Origin of the sequence: Staphylococcus argenteus (assembly GCF_000236925.1) — a bacterium.
GTDB classification, from domain to species: domain Bacteria; phylum Bacillota; class Bacilli; order Staphylococcales; family Staphylococcaceae; genus Staphylococcus; species Staphylococcus argenteus.
Genome location: NC_016941.1, coordinates 961,890 through 985,114, shown reverse-complemented (window position 1 = coordinate 985,114; position 23,225 = coordinate 961,890). Strand labels below are relative to the sequence as shown.

Sequence of the window (23,225 nt, the reverse complement as noted above, 5' to 3'; positions counted from 1 at the left end):
TTAAAACTCCTTGATAACTTCATTAAAACGTCTATCTAAATAATATAAGCTACAAAACTGTAACAGTATTTGAACTACGAGAATTGTCGCAAATATCATCACTAAATAATGAGAATTTATAAATACATTCGTTAATATTCCAATAAAAACAACAAAAATATTATTTATTAATAAATATTGATAATTTGCTCTTAATGTTGAATAGCCATATAGTTTTTTGATTACGAGTAATTTTCGATGCTGTTCAAAATAATATTTCACATCAAATAAAATAATAATTACTAAAATGATTGCAATAATGATTTGTGAAAATATGAGTACTGTTAACTTCAGATTGTTTTCATGATAGATTTCCATTACGCTATCTTTATAATTAGTTATTCCACTGATTTCCCCATCAAGATGATACTTTTCAATATTTTTTACTAACGCGTCATAATTTTTGAATAAATATCCGCCTTGACTTATCATGGCATAATAAAAATCATTGGATAAATCTGAGGCTTGAACATTCACAATGATTGGAGAATCTATAAATGACAAATGACGACTATCTCGTGCATCAAATGTAAAAATTCGGTAATCATTTGTGTTTATAAACTGCATGGATAACTTATTTTCTTTATTATTTTTATTTTGCACAAATTCAAACCATGAATGATACGTTTGATTGATTTCATTACGCATTGCATGAAACTTTTGTGGAATAATTACTTCGACATTATTTTTTTGATTTTTTATCGGAATATCAGGTTGAAACTGCTTGTGATAAATCGACCAAAACTGATTATTTACTAATATTACATTCCCCTCATCAGGCGAAAAGTTGTCACTGTCAGCGGAGTCACTCTTTGGTTTGAATAAAATCGCATTATTTTCTGCTTCACTAGCCTTTACTAATTGCTCTGATCGGACCATATTATCAATCAAACTTTGTTTCGTTTCGTGATAAGGTGCAAATTCAATCGTGTAATAATCATCTAATACATTCCAATATTTCTCAGTTTCTTTTATTTTATTCAAATCTTTAATTACGCTAGCATTTTCTATAATTACGGTAGATATTAGTACTAAAAGAATACTTTTACAAACTGTATTAATAAAACGTATCGTTTTAAAGTGCTGCTTACCTTTAATCATGTTGGCAATATTTAAATTTAATAACATTAAAAAAGTCCATAAATTAATACCACTAATCGTTAAAATAAAAAGACTTGAAAGAAGAACTAATCTTAATATGAATAAATCTAAATTACCTGTGTAGTTTAATATCCAAAGTATGCATGTAGTTAAAATAATTTGAGTTATCATTAACGTTAACCAATACGTACATTTCATTGAAAACTTCTCGAAAATTATTTTTCTTAATGTAAAACCATTTAAATACTTAATCGCATAACCTTTAAAGTTAATGTTTTTTTCGAAAATATAATATATAAAATAAACGATTAAAAGTGCGGATAACGGCACTACTAAATTCATTTGTTTAATGACACCTACCGCAATCATCATATGATTTACTTTGTATGATTCAGCAGAAACACCATATTGTTTTAAAAAATTTATAAATTTAGACACATCAAAATTTGTGTCTTTGACAAAATAACTCCCTTTGATATCCTTTTTTAATAATTCATTGTCATTTATATAGTGAATGTTATATTTAGAGTTAAACGGTGTTATAGGTGTCGCTTTCGATTTATTAAATACATATATATCTTTATCTACTTTTTTATTTGTATAATTTGAAGTTGATTTATAGATTGCTACATTCTCATTTTTAGCGAATTGATTTATACGTTTATAAATCTCATTTTTACTATATTTTTTATTCCAGTCAGTTACCGCTATAGGATATTTAGTATCAGGCAATATTTCTTCGTTTTCTTTATATGTATAAACAAATAACAATATAGCAATTAGAATGAAGATTGTAACATCAAGTATTAATTTGAACCATTTCATGTTGTACCTCTTGCGTTGTTTGTTTTGTATGATTATTTAGTATTTAATAAATGTTATAATATGCTCTATTGACCCACCAATTATTTTTAGTAGCTGATGCTTTTGCTTTTACACCAGCTCTCGTATAACCACTAAATGATCTGTATTTTCCAATAGCTGTTGCACCATGTCCTTTATGACCATGATAATAATAAGACCAAACATACTTACTGCCGACACCGTGACTCCAAGTGCCTCCTTCTGCGTATTCTTTAGATGCATAAGCTGCTGTTGATAATCCAAGTGCTAAAGATAAATATAATATAGCGCCAAAAATTTTGTTCTTCATTTAAAAAACACCTCTTTATATTTAATCTATATCTCTTTATTTAAACTATACAGAATTTTCTGAATATTTTCAAGCTGAATTTACTTTTCAACATTTCCACTACTTTATGTTAAATGTACATCGAAGTTTAATTGTATTATTATTATATTGTGCAGTGCGTAAATAGATGAGATACAACAGCATGTCGCCTATTGAGCCCGTTAAAAAGACGGTGACTAAATGAGATTTTCTTTAACCATTATTCGTTGTCAAAGTTTTGAAATGATAGTTATTTTTTATTGTTTATATTAATTATTGCGACTACTATACCAATGAAAGTTATATTAATATATGAACTTCATTACATATTCAATAGAAATCACTTATGTATAAGTACTACCATAGAATCATAAGTGGTTTCTATCATAGTATGATTTTCCATACAAATATGGCATGTTTAGCAAGCAATATACGAAAACTACTTCAAAATTTTGTTACACATCTAATAAAAATAGACAATTAAATAAAAGATATGTTACTATAAAAATGTAAAAAGACGACATGCAGGAACATGTCGCCTATTGAGCCCGTTAAAAAGACGGTGACTAAATGAGTTTTTCTTTAACCATCATTCTTTGTCAAAGTTTTGAAATGATGGTTATTTTTTATTGTTTAAATTAATTATTGCGACTACTATACCAATGAAAGTTACGATAAACATACCGAAACTTAACATTAAATGTAATGCGTTTGCAATAGATATCACAATAGGCTTTTCCTTTCAAAAGTGTTAAGTAATGCCATAGGCACCACCCCCTTTACTCAGATAGCCACCATCAATTCAACTTGCTCACAAAATATTATACTATTTTTATAAAAAAATTAATAATAAAAACTGGCTAAAATGTAAACTCGATAATAACCAATTGCTGTTAAAAATGTATACACTATAATGAAGCATGCCTTGAATCTTCGTATTGCTATTCTAAAGCAAAAAGCTTTTCTTAGAACAAAAACGTCTAAGAAAAGCTTATTTAAGCATTGAAAATTAATAACAATATAATAGCTACAATTTGTGCAACAGATGTTGTTGCTATACGTCGAGTATATTCATAACTTAACGATAATATCACTTGAGCAGCAAATATAAATGTCACTATCCACCAATTATCTAAATAGATGAATAATGAACTAGAACAAACTGCAGTTATTATAATAACAGCCCATTTTGGTAATGAAAAATGTGTTAATTCTTTTTGTAAAACAGTTCTCATATATAACTCGTGGCACGGAATGACAAAAAGCAATGTTACTAACATTTGCCATTTCCAATTGACACCCGTTCTCGCTATTTCTTTAATTAATGAACTATAACTTAAATTAGAAGTTATAAGTGAGAATAAAAGTTGAAGCATAATTAGAATAATTGCTGTAATAATACCAATACCAATTGATGTAAGCAGCCGCTTAGATTCAATATCTCTTTGATAAAATACATAACTTATACCAGCAATTAACATTATACCTGTATATAAATACCAGTATTCTTGGTGTTCGCCCCACATGATAAATAATATGAGATGAAATATAACGAAACTTATAATAAACCAAGTTAAAGCCTTCGAGATTTTATTCATTATAACTTACCTTCTTATTCAACGATCTTATATCGCTTATGATTAATAACAGTTTTTTCTGGTAAATCAAGGTCATTAAAATTTTCCATAATTGTTAAGTCAACAATAACAGAGTTATCGTTGATTTTTTCAACACGACCTCTTAATCCATCCATAAACTCAACAATGTTACCCACTTCTGCAACAGTCATTTTAAGTCCTCCTTAAATCATAACTAAATTATATTGTACTAAAATTCACTTAACAAATAAACTATTAACAATCAAAAATAATAAAATGTAACTTTAAGCCAATATTTAGAATGATTTATGAGTAAATAATTGGCATTTTAAGCAAACTTAGGGCATAAATAAGAAGAGAATATAGAAATAAGGGAGAGATTGTAATGAAATTTATTAGTAACAACAATATTACAGATCCAACTTTAAATTTAGCTATGGAAGAGTATGTTTTAAAAAATCTACCAGCTGAAGAAAGTTACTTTTTGTTTTACATAAATAGACCATCTATCATTGTTGGGAAGAATCAAAATACAATTGAAGAAGTAAATCAGCCATATATTGATTCACATAACATCGATGTAGTTAGAAGAATTTCAGGTGGTGGCGCTGTTTATCATGATACCGGCAATTTAAACTTTAGTTTTATTACTGATGATGATGGTAACAGTTTCCACAACTTCCAGAAATTCACAGAACCAATTGTTCAAGCGCTACAATCTTTAGGTGTTAATGCCGAATTAACTGGGCGCAATGATATTCAAGTAGGACAAGCAAAAATCTCAGGTAACGCAATGGTAAAAGTTAAAAATAGAATGTTTAGTCATGGTACATTAATGTTAAACAGTGATTTAGATGAAGTTCAAAACGCTCTAAAAGTTAATCCAGCTAAAATTAAGTCTAAAGGTATTAAGTCGGTACGTAAACGCGTAGCAAACATTCAAGAATTTTTAAATGAACCATTAGAGATTGAAGAATTTAAGAAAATTATCTTGAAAACAATCTTTGGAGAAACTGAAGTAGAAACGTATCATTTAACGGATGAAGATTGGAAAAATATTGAAAAATTAAGCAATGACAAATATAGAACTTGGGAATGGAATTATGGTAGAAACCCTAAATATAACTTTGAACGCGAGGAAAAATTTGAAAAAGGATTTGTACAAATCAAATTTGATGTTAAGCGTGGTAAAATCGAACATGCAAAAATTTTCGGAGATTTCTTTGGTGTTGGAGATGTAACTGACCTTGAAAATGCATTAGTTGGTTGTCTACACGACTTTGAGCATATAGAAGAAGCTCTATCAGAATATGATTTATATCATTATTTTGGTGATATTGATAAATACGAATTAATTCGATTAATGTCGTAAATGATAAAAGGACTATTCTTACATGTATGAAATGTTAAGAATAGTCCTTTTATGATTGCGTTATGGAATTCGAATCAATATTATTCACCGAGAAATGCCTCCAAATTTTTGTATTCTGTCGTATATTGATTAAATGCTGCTTCATCTTTATTGACGAGTGCGTCATCTATGAGTTCTACGAGCTGTCGTTTTCTTACCTCTCGGAGTGCTTCATTGATAATTAATTCAATACCTAAATCATTGACGGTTGTGACAAATGCTTCTAAAGTTGTATGTTTAACATTAGTATTGTATTTCATAGAAATCACTACCTTTCTTTAATTTATAATAAGTATACATTTTTCTAATTTTGAAATCAATGAATATTCTGACTATTAAGCAAAAATTATTGTAGTTTTTCACCAAAACAATAACTTGACAACTTGAAATTTTATTATAAAATATCTTTATATCATTAATTGTATTTTTATATTAATGGTTTAAAACTTAATAAAGCGAGGTTTTGCTTATGTATTCTCAAAATATTTATGTGATACGCAAAGGAGACATGGTTATTCGACCAGCATTTGATGATGATGATCAAAGAAATGGTAGTGAAATTATCCGGTTTGATAAAACGCGTATACAAAATCCATTTAAAGTCCAGAAAATCATAGAACGCTCTTGCAAATTTTATGGTAATACATACCTTGGCAAGAAAGCAGAAACAAACCGCATTACTGGCATTTCTAGTAAACCACCTATTTTACTAACACCCTTATTTCCAACTTATTTTTTCCCAACTCATTCTGACAGACAACACGAAAACATTTGGCTAAATATGCATTATATAGAAAATATTAAAGAATTAAAAAATCGTAAATGTAAAGTAACTTTTATTAATAACGAATCAATTATTCTTCATGTTTCATACCACAGTTTATGGCATCAATATAACAATTCCATTTTTTACTACTATATGGTAGATAAACAATCTCGTATGGTTTCTAAAAATCCCGATCAACCTATAGATTATAATAAAGCCACATTAAACGTATTTGAAGCATTAACACGTTATTCCCTATTCGAAGATAAATAAATTGTTTATTTTTAAAATATGCGGAATGTTTTATAAATATAGTGTAAATGTTCTGCATATTTTTTTATGGTATCTATTGCAAATTAACTTAATCTTGTTATAATAATATTTGTGCTTGATATTCAAACACATACAAATTAATCCACAGTAGCTCAGTGGTAGAGCTATCGGCTGTTAACCGATCGGTCGTAGGTTCGAGTCCTACCTGTGGAGCCATTGGAAACGTACTCAAGTTGGCTGAAGAGGCGCCCCTGCTAAGGGTGTAGGTCGCGAAAGCGGCGCGAGGGTTCGAATCCCTCCGTTTCCGTTACATGCTTAAATGGTATAAACCATTTAAGCTTTTTTATTTATTTTTTAAAGTAGATTTTAAATGCTTGTCAATCAGCTATAATGCATATTCTAAAACTTAAAAACCTTTCTTAGCTGAAATTCTCTAAGAAAGGTTTTTAAGTTTAGTTAATCTTGTCTATTTTGTTATGATGCAACGGTTCACTATTTTCGAACTATAAAGTTCTCTTTACATTTAATGCTATAATCTGGATCTTTTAACTTTTCTGCAATCAACGTACTCATTGTATCCTCATAAGACTCATGAACGATTGCATCTTTCAAATAATTTTTGTAATTTCTAAAACAATAATCTGTCATTGTAATTCTATAAGTCTTTTCTAAATTAATATTTTCTAATTCAACACGGTGCCCCGGATCTCGGCTCATATCAATCGCATAGTTAAACCCCTGCCACATTGTACATAACGTTTCATCAATGATTGTTAAACTTAATTGTTCATCAACAAAATCTAGATGAGAATAACTATATTCCAACATATCTTTAATATTTTGACCATTCACCGTCATATCCATCGGTTTGTCAGGATACGGATACGCATGATATAAATCTTCATTTCTAATCTGACCATGTAACCCTTTCTCACCATTCATAGGTACATGAACACATGTAATATCATTATTAAATGCAAGTTTAATAGCATCATGTAGCAACTGTGAAAACGGATGATTTTGACAAACTAAATCTTGCAAACCATTAACTGTTAAGTTTAATTCATTATTATTTATCACTTCTTGAGACCAAAATGCCACAGCTTTTCGATCATAAAATGTTAAATCTAGCAATTCTTGATTTTCTTCATACTCATTCAAGTCTATTACCTTAGAATCAATACACTCAACTTCATAAGTTGTTGTACGCTTTTTAAAATTAATTGAAAGGTGTACAAGTTCTTTTGCATCTTGTCCTGCTTGGACGTAATACGTTTCATGGTCTTGACCTACAATTGTTTGATGCTGATGTGCCGTTATCATTAAATCTATAACACCAATTTCTTCCATTAATTTTTCCGCTTCATTTGAATTTGCCTTTTTATTTTTTGTTTTATTACTAATTTTATTCAGCCCACCATGATAAATAACTATTAAAAAATCAGGCTCCTCAACCTCATGTATATATCTAATCCAACGTTTAGATGCTAATAAAGTTTTTTCAATAGTAACATCTTGCTCCATTTCAGAATACTCATTTTCCATTAGACCATCAGCAGTGACGCCTACGATTGCGATTTTTAAATCACCGAAATTCTTAATACAGTATGGTGTTGAAAAATAAGGTTCCTTAGTAACATTATATTCTATATTAGCTGATAACCACGGAAAGCGCGCTAGTGCAATTGATCGTGTTAAAAATGATAATCCAAATTTAAATTCACTTGGACTTACACCACTTGCATCATAATGCATTCGATTCATTAACTTAATCATAGGGTGACGTTTGTAAGGTGCAACAATTGCATAGTAATATGCTGCTAGAGAACCAGCTAAACTACCTCCACTATCTAACAAAATTACACGATGGTTTTGTGATTTAACTTGGTTAACATAAGTACCTGCTCTATAAATATTGGAACCATAATCTCCATTTAAAAAATGACTATGCATATCTGACGTAGTTAAGATTTCTATATTAATATTCTCGTTCATTTCCATCTCGTTACACCTCTCATTGTTACTAGTTTACCATGTTCAATACTAATCGTCTTATATAATAAGTTAAAAATACAAACTAAAAAAGCAATCTAAGTTCAAGTTAAAATCAACATTAACTAAACTTAAATTGCTTTTATATTATCCTATTTGTATACGCTCTTTTGGATAATGGAATTTATCTGGTTCTCTTCGTCCTGCAATCATTATAATGAATGATATCAATCCGACACGTCCGATAAACATTAATACCATAAGAACAACCTTTGAAACGTCACTGATATCACTCGTGACACCAAGTGAAAGCCCACAAGTTCCAAATGCAGACATGACTTCAAAAAATACTTGTAAAAATGTTAACTTACCATTTTCAGTAGCTGAGATAATAAGCATACCTAAGAATGTTAAGATTGTTGCCATAGTAAACACAGCAAATGAACGTTGAATATCCATAATGTGTACTTCTCTATTGAATGCTTTAATTGATGTTTTATCAGCATTATTACTAAAGTTAATTAAAAATAAAATTAAAATCGCAAATGTCGTGGTACGTATTCCACCACCAACTGAACTTGGTGAAGACCCAATAAACATTAAAATCCCCATAATGATGTTTGTAGGGTCACTTAACGTTGTTACATCAATAGTTTGTAAACCCGCGCTTCTCGTTGTCGCTGATTGAAATAACGAATAGAATAATGATTGATGCCAACTCAAACCTTTAAACGCATGGTTATGTTCAAATAACAATATGGCTAAAACGCCTATAATAAATAAGAAAAAATATGTTGATGTCGTAATTTTAGTAAATAAAGAAAATCTAAAATTCGTAACTCTATTTTGTATATAAGCTTTTACTTCCAATAATACCGGAAAACCGATAGATCCTAATATAATTAAAAAGATTACAATACCTTGCACAAAGTAGTCATGCGCATATGGTATTAATGATTTACCTGTAATATCTAATCCTCCATTTGTTGTTGCAGAAATGGAGACAAAAACCCCTTGCATGATTGCATACTTTAAATCTGGATTATCCCGATAAAAGTAAAAGGCCAATAGCATTGCACCTACAAGTTCGATTACAAATATTGATTTTACAATATCGATAATTAACTTTACTGTCCCACTCATCGTATTTTTATTATTATCTAACATAATTAACTGGCGTTCTCTAATTCCAATGTGTTTCCCTAATACAACCCATAACATCGTACCAATTGCCATTACACCAATCCCACCAATATTTAAAATAACGAGAATGATTAATTGACCAAATGTAGAGTATGTATCAACAATACTTATTGGAGACAACCCAGTAACGCTTATACCAGAAACAGCAACAAACAAAGTGTCAATAGGATTTACTTCTACACCAGGTTTATGAACATACGGTAAGTTTAATAATAAAAATGCAACGACAATGGCAACAATGTAATACAACACAATACCTTGTTGAGGACTAGATCTTTTTATAAACTGGCTAAAAATTGACACGTTATCACCTCAACATTATTTAAGTTTAATATTTATTTCTTTTTCTTTACCATCTCTATAAATTTTAGCTGTAACTGATTTCAAATCATCTTTATGGCTAAATATAATTTGTCTAAAGCGCAAATCATCTTCTAAAAGTTTACCATCTACTTCAACGATGACATCTCCACGTTTTAGACCTGATCGTTCTGCTAAACCTTTATTGTCAACCTGATCAACAACAACACCATTTTTAATACTACCTGGTATTTTTGTTGCTTGTCTTTCATAACTATTTAGATTAGCAATATTCTTCATTTTAACACCTACATCTGGATAGTCAATTTTACCCTTTTGCTCTAAATCTTTCGTAATCTTTTGAACTTCATTAACTGGAATTGCAAATGCCATATTTTCAACATTTTGCATACTAATTTTAGCCGCTACAACACCAATTAACTTACCTTCTCTATTCACAACAGCACCACCAGAGTTCCCTGGATTTACTGATGCATCGACTTGAAATGCCTTCATTAACATGTCGTATTTATTGTCTTTATCAAAATCAATTGGCACATTTCTGTTTAGTCCTGAAATGATGCCTTCAGTTACTGTTCCTTTAAAATCAATACCTAAAGGATTTCCAACAACTAATATTGGCTCTCCTAAAACTAAATTATTTGAGTCGCCAATCGCTATTTCTTTTACCGAACTATCTGAAGAAGTCGCTTTTACTACCGCTAAATCTGACCATTTGTCTTTTCCTAATACTTTTCCGACAACACTCTTATTATTAGCAAATGTAATTTTTTGATTTTCTTTATTACCAACAACATGTGCATTCGTAACTATATACAATGTATCTCCAGATTTTTTATAGACAACACCTGAACCAACTTCATCTTGTGATGCTTTATCTTTAGGTAATGAAGAATCCTTTGATGTTTCATTTTCTACAGTAACAACTGACTTAACGGTATTATTAGCATTTTTCATAGTGTTAGTATATTTTTGAGCATCTATATCACTACTATCATTCATTCGATCATTTTTATTCACGTTATTAAATATTGCATTTAAAATGATAATCAAAATGATAATTCCAATTAAAATGATTATTTTAGGCCAATACATCAGCCAAAACTTTTTCACTAAGCTACCAAATTCATTACCTGATTTATTTTTATTTTCTGAATTAGATGCATGATGTTTCGATGTTTTGTGGTGTTTAGATGATGCATGTTTTTCAGTTTTTTTATTACTAGATGACACATTGTCAGTATGCTGATTTTTATTATTTTTAAAATGATTCTTAGCAGTGTTTTTTTGATTATCATTTTGTGCTTTAGGCTTTACTTCTTTATTCTTATCATTTTTATTTAAAAACACTTCAGGCTGATTAATACTGTCAGCATTATTGTCAGCTTGTTCGATTTCATTTCTATTTTTATCAAGGTCGTCAGTTGTGTCATGTACTCGCTTTTGATTTAAAGGTTTATCTTCTTGAACATTAGTTACTTCATCTTTATCTTTTGAACCAGCTTCATTAACACTTTCTGTTTTAAAATCACTTAGTTGATTAACATTTGTTTGATTGTCCTGATTTTGTTGCCTTTTTAACTTTTGCTCTTCTGGTAATGTTAACGGTTTTTGATTATCTTTATCATTTTCCTGTTCTAACTTATTCGATTCTTTGTTTGATGCTTCTGATGTAGATTCAAAATGCGAATTACGCTGTTCGACATCTTTAGCTGATAATGAATCTTCAGTATGATCAGCATTATTTTTGGTAAATTTAGTTGAATCTACATGAGTAAAGTCTTTATCATCATCTTTTGATGTACTTAAATCCAGTTGTTGCTGTTTTTGTTCTACATCATTTTTAATTAAATCAGTATGTAATGATTCACTTATAATTTGTGAATCATCCTTTGATTCATTGACGACTTTGTCATCTTTTTCATGTAATTTCTCATTTTCAAAAGTTTTACCTTTAGAATTATCCGAATCACTTCTCTGATTTAAATCATCTTTTATATCTTTAAATTCTTTATCATTAGGATACTTAATAGTCGTTGCTTGATCCTTAGTAACTTCTTGTAATTTACTGTCATCATGTTTTTGCTTTTCTAAATGCGATGATAAACTATTTTTAAATCTTTCGTGTTTATCTTTAGTATTTTTATGTAATTGCTTATCTACTTGATGAGAAATTCCATCATCAATTTTATGTGTATTGTCTTGTTGCTTATTTTTTTCTTCTCTGTCTTCGTTGTGGAAGAATTCACGACGCTTACGTCGGTACTGACTTTTGGGGATTACATGTTTTTTACCAATATCCACTAATGTCCACTCCATTCAATAAAATCACTTTTCATTATGACACATTAGCACTTAATTTGCTTTAAAATCTATACAATTTCTAAGGAAAAATATGCTGTATATGAATTACTTAATTTATGATATTTAGCGTTATTGTTATATTTAATAAACGTTCATTACGAAATATTAAATTGAAATTATCACTAAAAAAGAACAACCCTAAAATAAATTAAGATTGTTCTCTTCAAAAATATTATTTATGTGATTTTTTATTTTTAACGACTGAACCTAACCAACCGATAACAACTAAACCAATTAATACAGTCCAGAAGATTGATTGCCATAGTACGCCGTGTGGGAAATGTTCAGGTAATACTGCAATATCAGGATGAGCAAGTACCATAACAACTAATTTAATACCTACCCAACCAACAATTGCGAATGCAGCACCTTCTAATCCAGGATATTTGTTTAATAGTTCAACAAACCACGTTGCAGCATAACGCATTAGAATAACACCAATCATACCACCTAAGAACATTACTACGAATTGACCTAAATCCATACCACCAAAGTGAATACCAACTTTTGGAAGTGTAACTGCGATTGCTAAGGCAGCCAACATAGAATCAATCGCAAAGGCGATATCTGCAAATTCTATTTTAAATACAGTTCCCCAGAATGATTTGTTGCTGGCTTTAATCTCTTTACCAGATTCATCATAGTGATGATCGTCTCCAGTTTCTGGACTTTCAATTTCTGGATGTTTAAAGAACTGCCACAGATTTTTAACAGACATATAAATTAAGTAAATCGCTCCTGCTGCTTGAATAAACCAGAAATTGGCGATAATACTAATTAAGAATAAAGCTAAAAATCTAAATACAAACGCACCTAACAATCCGTAAAATAAAGCTTTTTTTCGTTGCTCTGGTGGTAAGTGTTTTACCATAACAGCCATCACGATCGCGTTATCGGCTGCTAATAATCCTTCTAAAAATACTAAAACAACAAGAACCCATAAATAAGGTAAAATCAAACTTGGATCCATAAACATGTACAACTCCTTTAAATAAATAAGTTAAGTACAAACAAAAAGACCTATGCTAAATAAATAGCAAAGGTCTCACTAAGCAAAATTAATTGCCCACTTTACCGGAAGATATCTTCGTAATGACGATAAAGTGTCGAATCATTTACACGTACATGATTCTTAAGTTACTCCCCTCTGACAGGATGTCATAGGTTATTCATTTGATACATCATAGTATACCGTTTTCTATTAAAATATACAATTTATTTTTCTTAAATATTCCAATGTATTTTAAATTTTTTCACGCAAATTTTTGTATTAAAAACACAAAGTTAAAGCAAGCTATACAATTTAATTTCCGGGAATTTCTCTTCGAACCAACGTGTCGCAAATTCATTTTCAAATAAGAAGACTAATTCATCATATCTATCTTTCACTAAAATTGATCTCGAAGTGTTCATCTTATCAGTAATTTTATCTTCGTTTTCAATCCATCGTGCAATTTTACGGCCAACCGGTTCCATAACAACATCAACGTTGTATTCATTCTTCATTCGATGCTCGAACACTTCAAACTGCAATTGGCCTACTGCACCTAGAATGATTTGATTGGTATGCAATGTTTTATAGTACTGAATCGCACCTTCTTGTACTAATTGTTCAATACCTTTATGGAAATGCTTCTGTTTCATGACGTTTTTAGCAGAAACTTTCATAAAAATTTCTGGCGTAAATTGTGGTAAATCTTGGAAGCTATATGTTTGCTTTCCGCCAACTAAAGTGTCACCAATTTGATAATTACCTGTATCATATAATCCAATGATATCGCCGGCTACAGCGTGATTCACAGTTTCTTTATCGTCTGCCATAAATGATGTTGAACGTGTAATTTTTTGCTTTTTATTAGTACGTTGTAAAGTGACATCCATACCACGTTCAAATGCACCACTTACAACACGCATGAAGGCAATTCTATCACGGTGTTTAGGGTCCATGTTGGCTTGAATTTTAAAGATAAATCCTGAAAATGCATCATCGAAAGGACTTACTTCAACGTCTTCTTCTGTTTGTCTTGCATTTGGCATTGGCGCAAAATCAACATATGCATTTAAGAAGTTTTGTACTCCAAAATTTGCTAAAGCTGAACCAAAGAATACAGGTGTTAAATCACCATTCAATAATGCATCGTTATCAAATGCTTCTCCAGCTTCTTCAACTAACATTAATTCTTCGATTGCTTGCTCAAAAGCACTATCATTTGTAATGGCATGATCTTCTTCCAATTCATATTCGTCATTTAAATGTAAAATATTTTCTTCGTCTCTAAATGGTTCAATTGTTTTTGATTTTCTATCAATAATGCCGAAGAAGTTTTGTCCCATACCTATCGGCCAGTTCATAGGATAAGTTTCAATATTTAACGTTTCTTCGATTTCATCTAATAATTCAAACGGTTCTTTACCAACTCTGTCTAATTTATTAATGAATGTAAAAATTGGAATTCCACGCATTTTACAAACTTTAAATAGTTTTAATGTTTGGGGCTCAATACCTTTTGCACAGTCAATAACCATTACAGCGCTGTCAACTGCCATTAACGTACGATACGTATCTTCTGAAAAGTCTTCATGCCCCGGTGTATCTAAAATATTTATTTTGTAGTCATCATAATCAAATTGCATAACTGAACTTGTTACTGAGATACCACGTTCTTGTTCAACTTTCATCCAGTCACTCGTTGCAAATTTTCCAGTCTTTTTACCTTTAACTGTCCCTGCTTCACGAATTGCACCACTAAAATATAATAATTTTTCAGTTAATGTTGTTTTACCAGCATCGGGATGTGAAATAATCGCAAAAGTCTTTCTAGACTCAACTTCTTGCTTTAAATTCATTATTCTTTCTCCTTTTTATATGTTTCTAACCAATCTGTCATTTGTGTTGCAATCATTTCAGCTTCTTCTTCCTCTTTAAAAACAAATAATTGCATGAGCAATGTTTCAATACATGTATCACGATTAATTATTTCTGATACTTCTATTTGATAAGACCATAACCAATCAGGTACAGCAATGACCATTTGGTTATTGATTGACTCAAATATATAAACATCAATTAATTTACCTTCATCAATGAGTCTTTTATTGATCAACAGGGCCACCACCGAACTTTTTATATGCCGCTTCAAGTCCTATTAAATCATCTCTATGTGGCACCTTAATATGCCCTGGCATGATTTGATATGGTTCTCTTCCTTTTGATGCTAAAACGACAGTATCACCAGGCTCAGCTATGTCAATTGCATGTTTTATACCTTCGGCGCGATCATCAAACTCAATATAATTTTGATGGGTTGCACCTTTTGCTAATTCAGCGGTTAGCATTTTTGGATCATCATTTACCGGATTATCTGGTGTGAAAATGACATAATCTGCACGACAAGCAACTCGACCCATTTCAGGTGTTTTAGTTAAATCACGTTCACCTGCCATACCAACTAAAAATATTAACTTTTGCTTTACAAAAGGCTGTACTGCATCGATTAGTTTGTTCATACCATCAGCTGTATGGGCATAGTCAATAATTAAATCAATAGGTAACGAAGGATCTAAAACTTCTAATCGCCCTTCAACAGGTTCTAAATTTTCAACAGCTTTAATAATCGACTCTAACGATGTACCTTTACTCCATACAGCTATAATCGCAGCCATAATATTAGAAATATTAAACTTACCAACATAAGGCGATTTTACTGGGTACGATCCAAATGGGGTTACAAAATCAAAGCTGACGCCTTGTAATGATTCTTGAATATTTTTAGCCATGAATTGTGCTTCATTATCAATTCCATAACTAAATACTTCATAAGGTGTCACTGTTCTTAAATACTCAGAAAATGAATCGTCATTATTTAACACAACGTACTTTTCTTTCGACAAATCCTCACCTAATTGACTAAATAATAAAGATTTGGCGTGACCATACGCTTCCATTGTTCCATGAAAATCTAAATGATCTTGGGTTAAATTTGAAAATATTGCAACGTCAAATTCAACGCCTCGTAGTCGTCCTAATACTAATCCATGGCTTGATACTTCTAATGTCATGGATTCAGCACCTGCATCAACAGCTTCTTTAATTTTCTTAGTTAAAGAAACAGTTTCTGGTGTCGTATTTGCACCTTTTGTCTTTGTTTCATTGATTTGGAAACCATTCGTTCCTAAATATGCACTATTTTTTTGTAACTTTCTTTGAATTAAATGAATCATCGTAGCAATAGATGTTTTACCATTTGTACCTGTTACACCAAATGTCACAAGCTGATGACTAGGATATTCAAATAATGTATGCGCTAGAATACTAGCTGCTCTTAATGTATCCGGTACAACCACTTGTGTAACATTAGCTGGAAGAGGTTGTTCTTTATTAACTACTACTAATGTGCAACCTTGCTCAGCTACATTTTGACAAAATTTATGACTGTCAACTGTATATCCAACTGATGCAACAAAGACACTTCCTTCTCTCGCTGTACGTGAATCAGTTGTGATATCGTCTATCTGTTGTTCTAAAGAACCCAAAACACGTTTTACTTTAATTTTTTCAAACAACGTACTTGCATCCAAACTGAACCGCTCCTTTTTTTACAATATGTTTATTATACACGTTTTGTTGATGTTAATAAATTTATAATTTTCTACATATAAGATTCATCAATCAATATTTTCTACTTTCTTCTATTATATAATGAATTTCAATAGTTCTAATTGTTTATTCAATGTTTTAAAATGATGAAACATCATTCATATATGGCATATTATCAAGCATTTACATAATTGTTTCAAAAAATATGCTATAATTGTTTACTGGATAATTTTAAATATACAAATAAAACACAGAACAATATATTTCTTTATGATATAAGGTTTTATTCTGTATGATATCATCCTATGATAAAATACTATAGTTATAACGCGTTTGTATCTTTATTTCTTTTATAATGCAATAAAATAAGTTACACTTAAATAAAATTTTCAAACTAACGGAGGGTGGCTATTGATGGTTACTCAAAATAAAAAGATATTGATTATTACTGGCTCGTTCGGTAACGGTCACATGCAAGTTACTCAAAGTATCGTTAATCAACTTAATGATATGAATTTAGACCATTTAAGCGTCATCGAGCATGATTTATTTATGGAAGCTCATCCAATCTTGACTTCTATTTGCAAAAAATGGTATATCAATAGCTTTAAATATTTTAGAAATATGTATAAAGGGTTTTATTACAGCCGCCCAGATAAATTAGATAAATGTTTTTACAAATATTATGGCCTTAACAAACTAATTAATTTATTGATAAAAGAAAAGCCAGATTTAATTTTGTTGACGTTCCCTACGCCAGTCATGTCTGTCTTGACTGAACAATTTAATATCAATATTCCAGTCGCAACAGTAATGACAGATTATCGCTTACATAAAAACTGGATTACGCCACATTCAACAAGATATTATGTTGCAACTGAAGAAACGAAACAAGACTTTATAAATGTAGGTATAGATTCTGAAACTATTAAAGTAACTGGTATCCCAATTGATAACAAATTTGAAATGCCTATTGATCAAAATCAGTGGTTAATAGACAATAACTTAGATCCAGATAAGCAGACTATTTTAATGTCAGCTGGCGCATTTGGTGTATCTAAAGGTTTTGACACGATGATTACTGATATATTAGCGAAAAGTGCGAATGCTCAAGTTGTAATGATTTGTGGTAAAAGTAAGGAATTGAAGCGTACACTTTCAGCTAAATTTAAATCAAATAAAAATGTATTAATTCTTGGCTATACCAAACATATGAATGAATGGATGGCGTCAAGTCAACTTATGATTACGAAGCCGGGAGGAATCACAATAACTGAAGGTTTCGCGCGTTGCATTCCAATGATTTTCCTTAATCCTGCACCGGGTCAAGAGCTTGAAAACGCCCTTTATTTTGAAGAAAAAGGTTTCGGTAAAATCGCTGACACCCCGGAAGAAGCAATAAAAATTGTAGCAAGTTTAACGAATGGTAATGAGCAACTTAACAACATGATTAACACAATGGAACAAGATAAAATTGGGTATGCTACACAGAAAATTTGTAGAGACTTACTTGATTTAATTGGTCATTCATCACAACCACAAGAGATTTACGGAAAGGTTCCTTTATATGCAAGATTCTTCGTTAAATAATTACGCTAATCATAAAAATTTCATTTTAATGCTTATTATCTTATTTTTAATGGAATTTGCGAGAGGCATGTATATCCTAAGCTATATTAATTTCTTGCCAACAGTTACATCCATTGCTGTAGCAATAACGTCTCTAGCATTTTCAATACATTTTATTGCTGATGCATCTACAAACTTTGTTATAGGCTTTTTACTGAAAAAATTCGGTACAAAAATTGTCTTAACGTCTGGCTTTGTCTTAGCATTTACTAGTTTATTTTTAGTTATTTGGTTCCCTGCATCACCATTTGTAATTATATTTAGTGCAATGATGCTAGGTGTTGCAGTTAGCCCTATTTGGGTAATCATGTTATCGAGCGTTGAAGAAGATAAACGTGGTAAGCAAATGGGTTATGTATACTTTTCATGGTTGTTGGGTCTTTTGGTAGGTATGGTGTTTATGAATTTACTCATTAAACTACACCCTACACGCTTTGCCTTTATGATGGCGTTAGTTGTTTTAATAGCTTGGATATTATATTATTTTGTCAACGTGAAGTTAACAAATTATAATACCCGTCCAGTAAAAGCACAATTGAGACAAATTGTTGATGTGACTAAGCGCCATTTATTGTTGTTCCCTGGTATTCTTTTACAAGGTGCTGCAATTGCTGCCCTAGTTCCAATATTACCTACTTACGCTACAAAGGTTATTAACGTAAGCACAATTGAATATACTGTTGCAATCATTATTGGTGGTATCGGCTGTGCAATATCGATGCTATTTTTATCGAAACTAATAGATAACCGTAGTAGAAACTTTATGTATGGAGTTATTCTAAGCGGATTTATTTTATACATGATATTAATTTTTACTCTATCTATGATTGTTAATATTCATATTGTGTGGATTATCGCTTTAGCTATCGGTCTAATGTATGGCATCTTATTACCAGCATGGAATACCTTTATGGCACGCTTTATCAAATCAGATGAACAAGAAGAAACTTGGGGTGTTTTTAATAGCATTCAAGGATTCGGCTCAATGATTGGGCCATTATTTGGCGGATTGATTACACAATTTACCAACAATTTAAACAATACATTTTATTTCTCGGCTTTAATCTTTTTAGTCTTAGCTATATTTTATGGTAGTTACTTTATAGCAAATAGAGAAAAAGCAAAGTAAGGTTAAAACATATTTTAAAATAAAGAAAATGGTCATTTTTATTACATTCAATAAAAATGACCATTTTCTTATTAGGGAGTGGGACAGAAATGATATTTTAAAAAAATTTATTTCTTTGTCCCAGACTCATAAGCAATACCATTATATTACTTAAGCTAATTTAAACGTTTCAATAACTTTCCATTTATCTTCGTCATCGTCAAAACGTAACAAAGTTAATTCATCGATAATTTCTTTATGGTCTACCCCAGCTAATGCTACTTGGCCAAAAATATCTTCGAATTCTTGGCTAGATAGTCCTTGTGCTATTGTAAAGTGTGGCACAAAAACATGTTCAGCTTCACCATAGAAATCTTCTCCATTAAAGCGATTAAACAATTCTTCTAAGTCGTCCGTTTTCGCAACTTTAAAGTAAATCACATTGTTCGTTGGTTTGAAGCTAGAAGCTTTTGTAGCATGTACTTCTACTGCTGGAATACCATTAATACGAGCTCTAACCTGTTCAATGACAGAATCTAAATCACCATCTTCAATTTCAAATGGCGCTTTAATTGTCACATGTGGTTTAATTCGTGAATACTGTTTATCATATCTTTTACGGTAAGAATCCACCGCTTCTTGAAATGACTTTGATGGAATTAATGCTAATCCTAAAATCATCTGAATCCCTCCTTTGTTTAACCTATTGCTATTATATCAAATTTCTTTGAAAACCGTTACATTAAAAATAAATCATTATACATCTTTTGCAAATTCGACAAATTTAAATTTAATTAAACAGTAAAATCTTTTATAAATAATATAAAACTATAGCATTTAGTTAATACCCTAAATAACATTTACATCAAAAATGAGTAGCACAGTTATTATTCATATAATTGATCCTCTGACTGCTTACTTAAAAAATACAATAAAATATCTGACAGCATCGGTTTCCAATCTTTCCATTGGTGTCCACCTTCAAATTCATCATAATAATACGTTATATTATATTTCTTAATTAGTTCAGCTAATTCTCTATTTGGTGTTAAAAAATCAGCACGTTTACCATTTGTTGGTAAAGTGAAATCTTTTTCATCCTGACCAATGACATGCCAAATTGTCAATTGCTCTTTATTAGCACATTGATTTAGTTTATCCAATACTTTTTTATCTGAATGTGGACTTAACATTGCTACACGGCTAAAAATCGTTGGATAAGTCAAAGCCGTTAAAAAGGCAATACTACCCGCTAAACTATCCCCTATTAATAGTCGTGCATTTCCAACTTTGAGTGTTGAAAATGTTGAATCTATATAAGGCAACACTTCTTTGCCTACAGATTGTATCGTTAGGTGTGAACGACTTCCTTGTGGATGAAATTCCTCTCTACGCTTATCAACGTCTTCGTAGTGAAATCCAACAATGATAGCATCCTCTATACGTTGCTCTTTATTTAATGATTCATACGTACGTTGTATTCTCCCAAAACGTAAAAAATCTAACCCATCAAAACAAATAATCACGTTATATTTTACAAGCTGATTATATGTTTCAGGTAAGTAAATACTTAATGTAATATCTCTATTTAAAATGTCACTATACATAACATGTTTATTAATCTTTCCAGCTTTAAATTCTGACATAAAAAAGTGCCCCCTAGTAGTTGTAATGTTATTGTACCAAGAGACACTTTAATTTTAAAATTCCAATTCCTGAAAATATATATTTTCGAATGATTTATCCAGTTATATCCTAATCATACGTACATGTGCTGTCACAAAAATATGTACTACTTTTTAGCACGTGCTTGTTTTAAACGTTCAGGATAAGTCTTCAACCAAAAGATAGCATTAGGCAATTTCTTCGGATCAGGTTGATAGACTGCATTATAACCACTACCCAAACGTTTCTTTTGAATTTCATAATCTTTTAATGCATTCACGGCAGGTTTATGCAAAATCCAAATCGCAATGATATTTAACCAAGCCATTAGACCTACACCTAAATCACCGAATGCCCATGCTACATCAGCTGTTTTAACTGCACCGTAGAATGTAGCGAACAAAATAATCAAACGAGCAATATTAATAAATACCGATGAAACTTGGTTATTTTGATTACGCGTTAAATATGCAACATTTGTTTCCGTAATGTAGTAGTATGACAAAATTGTAGTAAATGCAAAGAAAAATAAAGCAAATGCAATAAAGTATGAACCTATGCCAGAGAAAGAAGGATCAAATTGATAACCACTGCCATGGAACGCTTTATCAATGCCTGCTTGTGCATACATCGCAGTACCTGAATAATCTTTACCAGTTGCATTTTCAACAAAAATACCGCCGTCTTTAATTAAATGTGGCGTTCCGTTTGCATTAACCGTACCATCTGTCACATTATATGTACCAGAAATAAGTATAATTAATGCCGTTGCAGTACATACAAATAATGTATCAATATAAACTGAAAATGCTTGTACTAGACCTTGTTTACTTGGATGTGAGACTTCTGCTGCCGCTGCTGCGTGTGGACCTGTACCTTGACCAGCCTCATTTGAGTATAATCCACGTTTAACACCAATCTCTATCATTGCGCCAACGATACCACCAAAAGCAGATTGTAATCCAAATGCTGATTTGAAAATTAATGCAAATAACGCGGGTACTTCTTGTATATTGATACAAATAATAATGACAGCCATTAGTATGTAAATAATTGCCATAAATGGTACAACGGCTGTTGCAACATTAGCAATACTACGTACACCACCAAAAATAATTAATCCCAGAATGACAACTACTATCGCACCCATAATCCATTGTGGCACGTGAATTGCATTATGCATTGAACTTGCTATAGCGTTAGATTGCACACCAGGAAGCAATAGACCTACTGAGATAATCGTCACAATAGCAAAGATAATGCCATAAATTTTCCCAAATTTACCACCAATACCATATTCAATATAATACGCGGGTCCACCACGGTATTCATTATTTTCAACTCGCTTGAATATTTGACCAAGTGTAGATTCAATAAAAGCACTACTTGCACCTAAAAACGCAGTAATCCACATCCAAAATACTGCACCAGGTCCTCCTATAAATATTGCAGTAGATACACCTACAATATTACCAGTACCAACTCTACCAGCTAATGACATGGCTATCGCTTGAAAACTTGAGATGCCATTAGGAGACTTCTCCCCTTGAAACATTAATCGTATCATTTCTTTAAAATGCCTAACTTGAAAAAATCGCATTCTTAACGTAAATAACACACCAGTTATTAATAGACCATAAACTAATGGCTTACTCCAAACAACCTCATTTAAAAAGGTTACTAATTTTTCAATCATAAGATTCCCCCTATTGTTTAAACATAAAAATATTATACGATTAAGCACGATTCACTTCAATATATTTTCAGAATATTCTTATAAATAAAATTGCAGTCATGCTGATATTCTCTGACTATTTTCAGCCATGTTATAAGATTTAAACAACATAAATTCACTCAATTATACTTGAACAAATATTTTCATATCACTTTAGTATTGCTTAACCTAGTAAAGTCATACGAGTAATTCACTTAAATAATTAAATTGACAATATCTAATCATTCACATTTTTATACTTGATAAATATTG

General features: G+C 30.9%; 20 protein-coding genes, 2 tRNA genes and 1 riboswitch. Of the genes, 6 read left to right on the top strand and 16 right to left on the bottom strand.

Annotation, left to right across the window (positions count from 1 at the left end):
* From SAMSHR1132_RS04610 to SAMSHR1132_RS04590, 5 genes are all read right to left on the bottom strand, one after another.
* A complete protein-coding gene (locus SAMSHR1132_RS04610) occupies nucleotides 1-1,965 on the bottom strand; it encodes a bacteriocin-associated integral membrane family protein (protein WP_000870810.1) in 1,965 nt (654 codons plus the stop codon).
* Nucleotides 1,966-2,008: 43 nt separating this feature from the next.
* Nucleotides 2,009-2,293 (bottom strand): lactococcin 972 family bacteriocin, encoded by a 285-nt coding sequence (locus SAMSHR1132_RS04605; protein ID WP_000790904.1) that lies wholly within the window; start codon nucleotides 2,291-2,293, stop codon nucleotides 2,009-2,011.
* A 637-nt stretch (nucleotides 2,294-2,930) separates the two neighbouring features.
* Entirely contained in the window at nucleotides 2,931-2,993 is a 63-nt protein-coding gene (locus SAMSHR1132_RS14415; RefSeq protein WP_231561937.1) for a putative holin-like toxin, read from the bottom strand.
* A gap of 313 nt (nucleotides 2,994-3,306) precedes the next feature.
* Complete coding sequence (locus SAMSHR1132_RS04595; protein ID WP_001033872.1) at nucleotides 3,307-3,909, bottom strand: CPBP family glutamic-type intramembrane protease; 603 nt, start codon at nucleotides 3,907-3,909, stop codon at nucleotides 3,307-3,309.
* A 14-nt stretch (nucleotides 3,910-3,923) separates the two neighbouring features.
* Nucleotides 3,924-4,100, bottom strand: coding sequence for a YkvS family protein (locus tag SAMSHR1132_RS04590; RefSeq protein ID WP_000214898.1), 177 nt, complete (start codon nucleotides 4,098-4,100; stop codon nucleotides 3,924-3,926).
* Nucleotides 4,101-4,294: 194 nt separating this feature from the next.
* Here SAMSHR1132_RS04590 and SAMSHR1132_RS04585 point away from each other — a divergent pair, with 194 nt between their 5' ends.
* Nucleotides 4,295-5,281 (top strand): lipoate--protein ligase, encoded by a 987-nt coding sequence (locus tag SAMSHR1132_RS04585; protein WP_000668810.1) that lies wholly within the window; start codon nucleotides 4,295-4,297, stop codon nucleotides 5,279-5,281.
* 80 nt (nucleotides 5,282-5,361) lie between these two features.
* On the opposite strand, the gene SAMSHR1132_RS04580 is transcribed toward SAMSHR1132_RS04585, so the two are convergent.
* On the bottom strand, nucleotides 5,362-5,580 hold the full coding sequence (locus tag SAMSHR1132_RS04580) for an IDEAL domain-containing protein (protein WP_000876831.1): 219 nt from the start codon (nucleotides 5,578-5,580) through the stop codon (nucleotides 5,362-5,364).
* Nucleotides 5,581-5,789: 209 nt separating this feature from the next.
* Here SAMSHR1132_RS04580 and SAMSHR1132_RS04575 point away from each other — a divergent pair, with 209 nt between their 5' ends.
* From SAMSHR1132_RS04575 to SAMSHR1132_RS04565, 3 genes are all read left to right on the top strand, one after another.
* Nucleotides 5,790-6,359 (top strand): competence protein ComK, encoded by a 570-nt coding sequence (locus SAMSHR1132_RS04575; protein WP_000287261.1) that lies wholly within the window; start codon nucleotides 5,790-5,792, stop codon nucleotides 6,357-6,359.
* 141 nt (nucleotides 6,360-6,500) lie between these two features.
* Nucleotides 6,501-6,575: transfer RNA gene (locus SAMSHR1132_RS04570), tRNA-Asn, on the top strand.
* A 2-nt stretch (nucleotides 6,576-6,577) separates the two neighbouring features.
* Nucleotides 6,578-6,666, top strand: a tRNA-Ser gene (locus SAMSHR1132_RS04565).
* A 185-nt stretch (nucleotides 6,667-6,851) separates the two neighbouring features.
* On the opposite strand, the gene SAMSHR1132_RS04560 is transcribed toward SAMSHR1132_RS04565, so the two are convergent.
* The 7 genes from SAMSHR1132_RS04560 to SAMSHR1132_RS04530 form a co-directional block, all read right to left on the bottom strand.
* Nucleotides 6,852-8,360 (bottom strand): bifunctional metallophosphatase/5'-nucleotidase, encoded by a 1,509-nt coding sequence (locus SAMSHR1132_RS04560; RefSeq protein WP_000425704.1) that lies wholly within the window; start codon nucleotides 8,358-8,360, stop codon nucleotides 6,852-6,854.
* 138 nt (nucleotides 8,361-8,498) lie between these two features.
* A complete protein-coding gene (locus SAMSHR1132_RS04555; protein WP_000021861.1) occupies nucleotides 8,499-9,857 on the bottom strand; it encodes a TrkH family potassium uptake protein in 1,359 nt (452 codons plus the stop codon).
* 15 nt (nucleotides 9,858-9,872) lie between these two features.
* A complete protein-coding gene (locus SAMSHR1132_RS04550) occupies nucleotides 9,873-12,194 on the bottom strand; it encodes a S1C family serine protease (protein ID WP_103205735.1) in 2,322 nt (773 codons plus the stop codon).
* Nucleotides 12,195-12,411: 217 nt separating this feature from the next.
* Nucleotides 12,412-13,215 carry a TerC family protein gene (locus SAMSHR1132_RS04545; protein WP_000480656.1) on the bottom strand — a complete coding sequence of 268 codons (804 nt, stop codon included), beginning with the start codon at nucleotides 13,213-13,215 and terminating at the stop codon, nucleotides 12,412-12,414.
* A 74-nt stretch (nucleotides 13,216-13,289) separates the two neighbouring features.
* Nucleotides 13,290-13,397: riboswitch (yybP-ykoY riboswitch) on the bottom strand.
* Between the two features lie 126 nt (nucleotides 13,398-13,523).
* Nucleotides 13,524-15,086, bottom strand: a complete 1,563-nt coding sequence (locus tag SAMSHR1132_RS04540) for a peptide chain release factor 3 (protein WP_001049948.1) — start codon at nucleotides 15,084-15,086, stop codon at nucleotides 13,524-13,526.
* Nucleotides 15,086-15,343, bottom strand: a complete 258-nt coding sequence (locus tag SAMSHR1132_RS04535) for a YueH family protein (RefSeq protein ID WP_000608863.1) — start codon at nucleotides 15,341-15,343, stop codon at nucleotides 15,086-15,088. Before SAMSHR1132_RS04535 ends, SAMSHR1132_RS04540 begins: the two co-directional genes overlap by 1 nt.
* Nucleotides 15,333-16,817, bottom strand: coding sequence for a UDP-N-acetylmuramoyl-L-alanyl-D-glutamate--L-lysine ligase (locus SAMSHR1132_RS04530; protein ID WP_000340113.1), 1,485 nt, complete (start codon nucleotides 16,815-16,817; stop codon nucleotides 15,333-15,335). The genes SAMSHR1132_RS04535 and SAMSHR1132_RS04530 overlap by 11 nt, the downstream gene beginning before the upstream one ends.
* 433 nt (nucleotides 16,818-17,250) lie before the next feature.
* On the opposite strand from SAMSHR1132_RS04530, the gene SAMSHR1132_RS04525 reads away from it, so the two are divergent.
* Both SAMSHR1132_RS04525 and ltaA read left to right on the top strand, forming a co-directional pair.
* Nucleotides 17,251-18,426, top strand: a complete 1,176-nt coding sequence (locus tag SAMSHR1132_RS04525) for a diglucosyl diacylglycerol synthase (protein WP_000258637.1) — start codon at nucleotides 17,251-17,253, stop codon at nucleotides 18,424-18,426.
* A complete protein-coding gene (ltaA, locus tag SAMSHR1132_RS04520) occupies nucleotides 18,404-19,594 on the top strand; it encodes a lipoteichoic acid biosynthesis MFS flippase LtaA (RefSeq protein ID WP_001154216.1) in 1,191 nt (396 codons plus the stop codon). The genes SAMSHR1132_RS04525 and ltaA overlap by 23 nt, the downstream gene beginning before the upstream one ends.
* 150 nt (nucleotides 19,595-19,744) lie before the next feature.
* On the opposite strand, the gene SAMSHR1132_RS04515 is transcribed toward ltaA, so the two are convergent.
* The 3 genes from SAMSHR1132_RS04515 to SAMSHR1132_RS04505 form a co-directional block, all read right to left on the bottom strand.
* Nucleotides 19,745-20,254 (bottom strand): YjcG family protein, encoded by a 510-nt coding sequence (locus SAMSHR1132_RS04515; protein WP_000600387.1) that lies wholly within the window; start codon nucleotides 20,252-20,254, stop codon nucleotides 19,745-19,747.
* 206 nt (nucleotides 20,255-20,460) lie between these two features.
* Nucleotides 20,461-21,219, bottom strand: a complete 759-nt coding sequence (locus tag SAMSHR1132_RS04510) for an esterase family protein (RefSeq protein WP_001288598.1) — start codon at nucleotides 21,217-21,219, stop codon at nucleotides 20,461-20,463.
* A 146-nt stretch (nucleotides 21,220-21,365) separates the two neighbouring features.
* A complete protein-coding gene (locus SAMSHR1132_RS04505) occupies nucleotides 21,366-22,934 on the bottom strand; it encodes an alanine/glycine:cation symporter family protein (RefSeq protein ID WP_000570685.1) in 1,569 nt (522 codons plus the stop codon).
* Nucleotides 22,935-23,225: the final 291 nt, after the last annotated feature.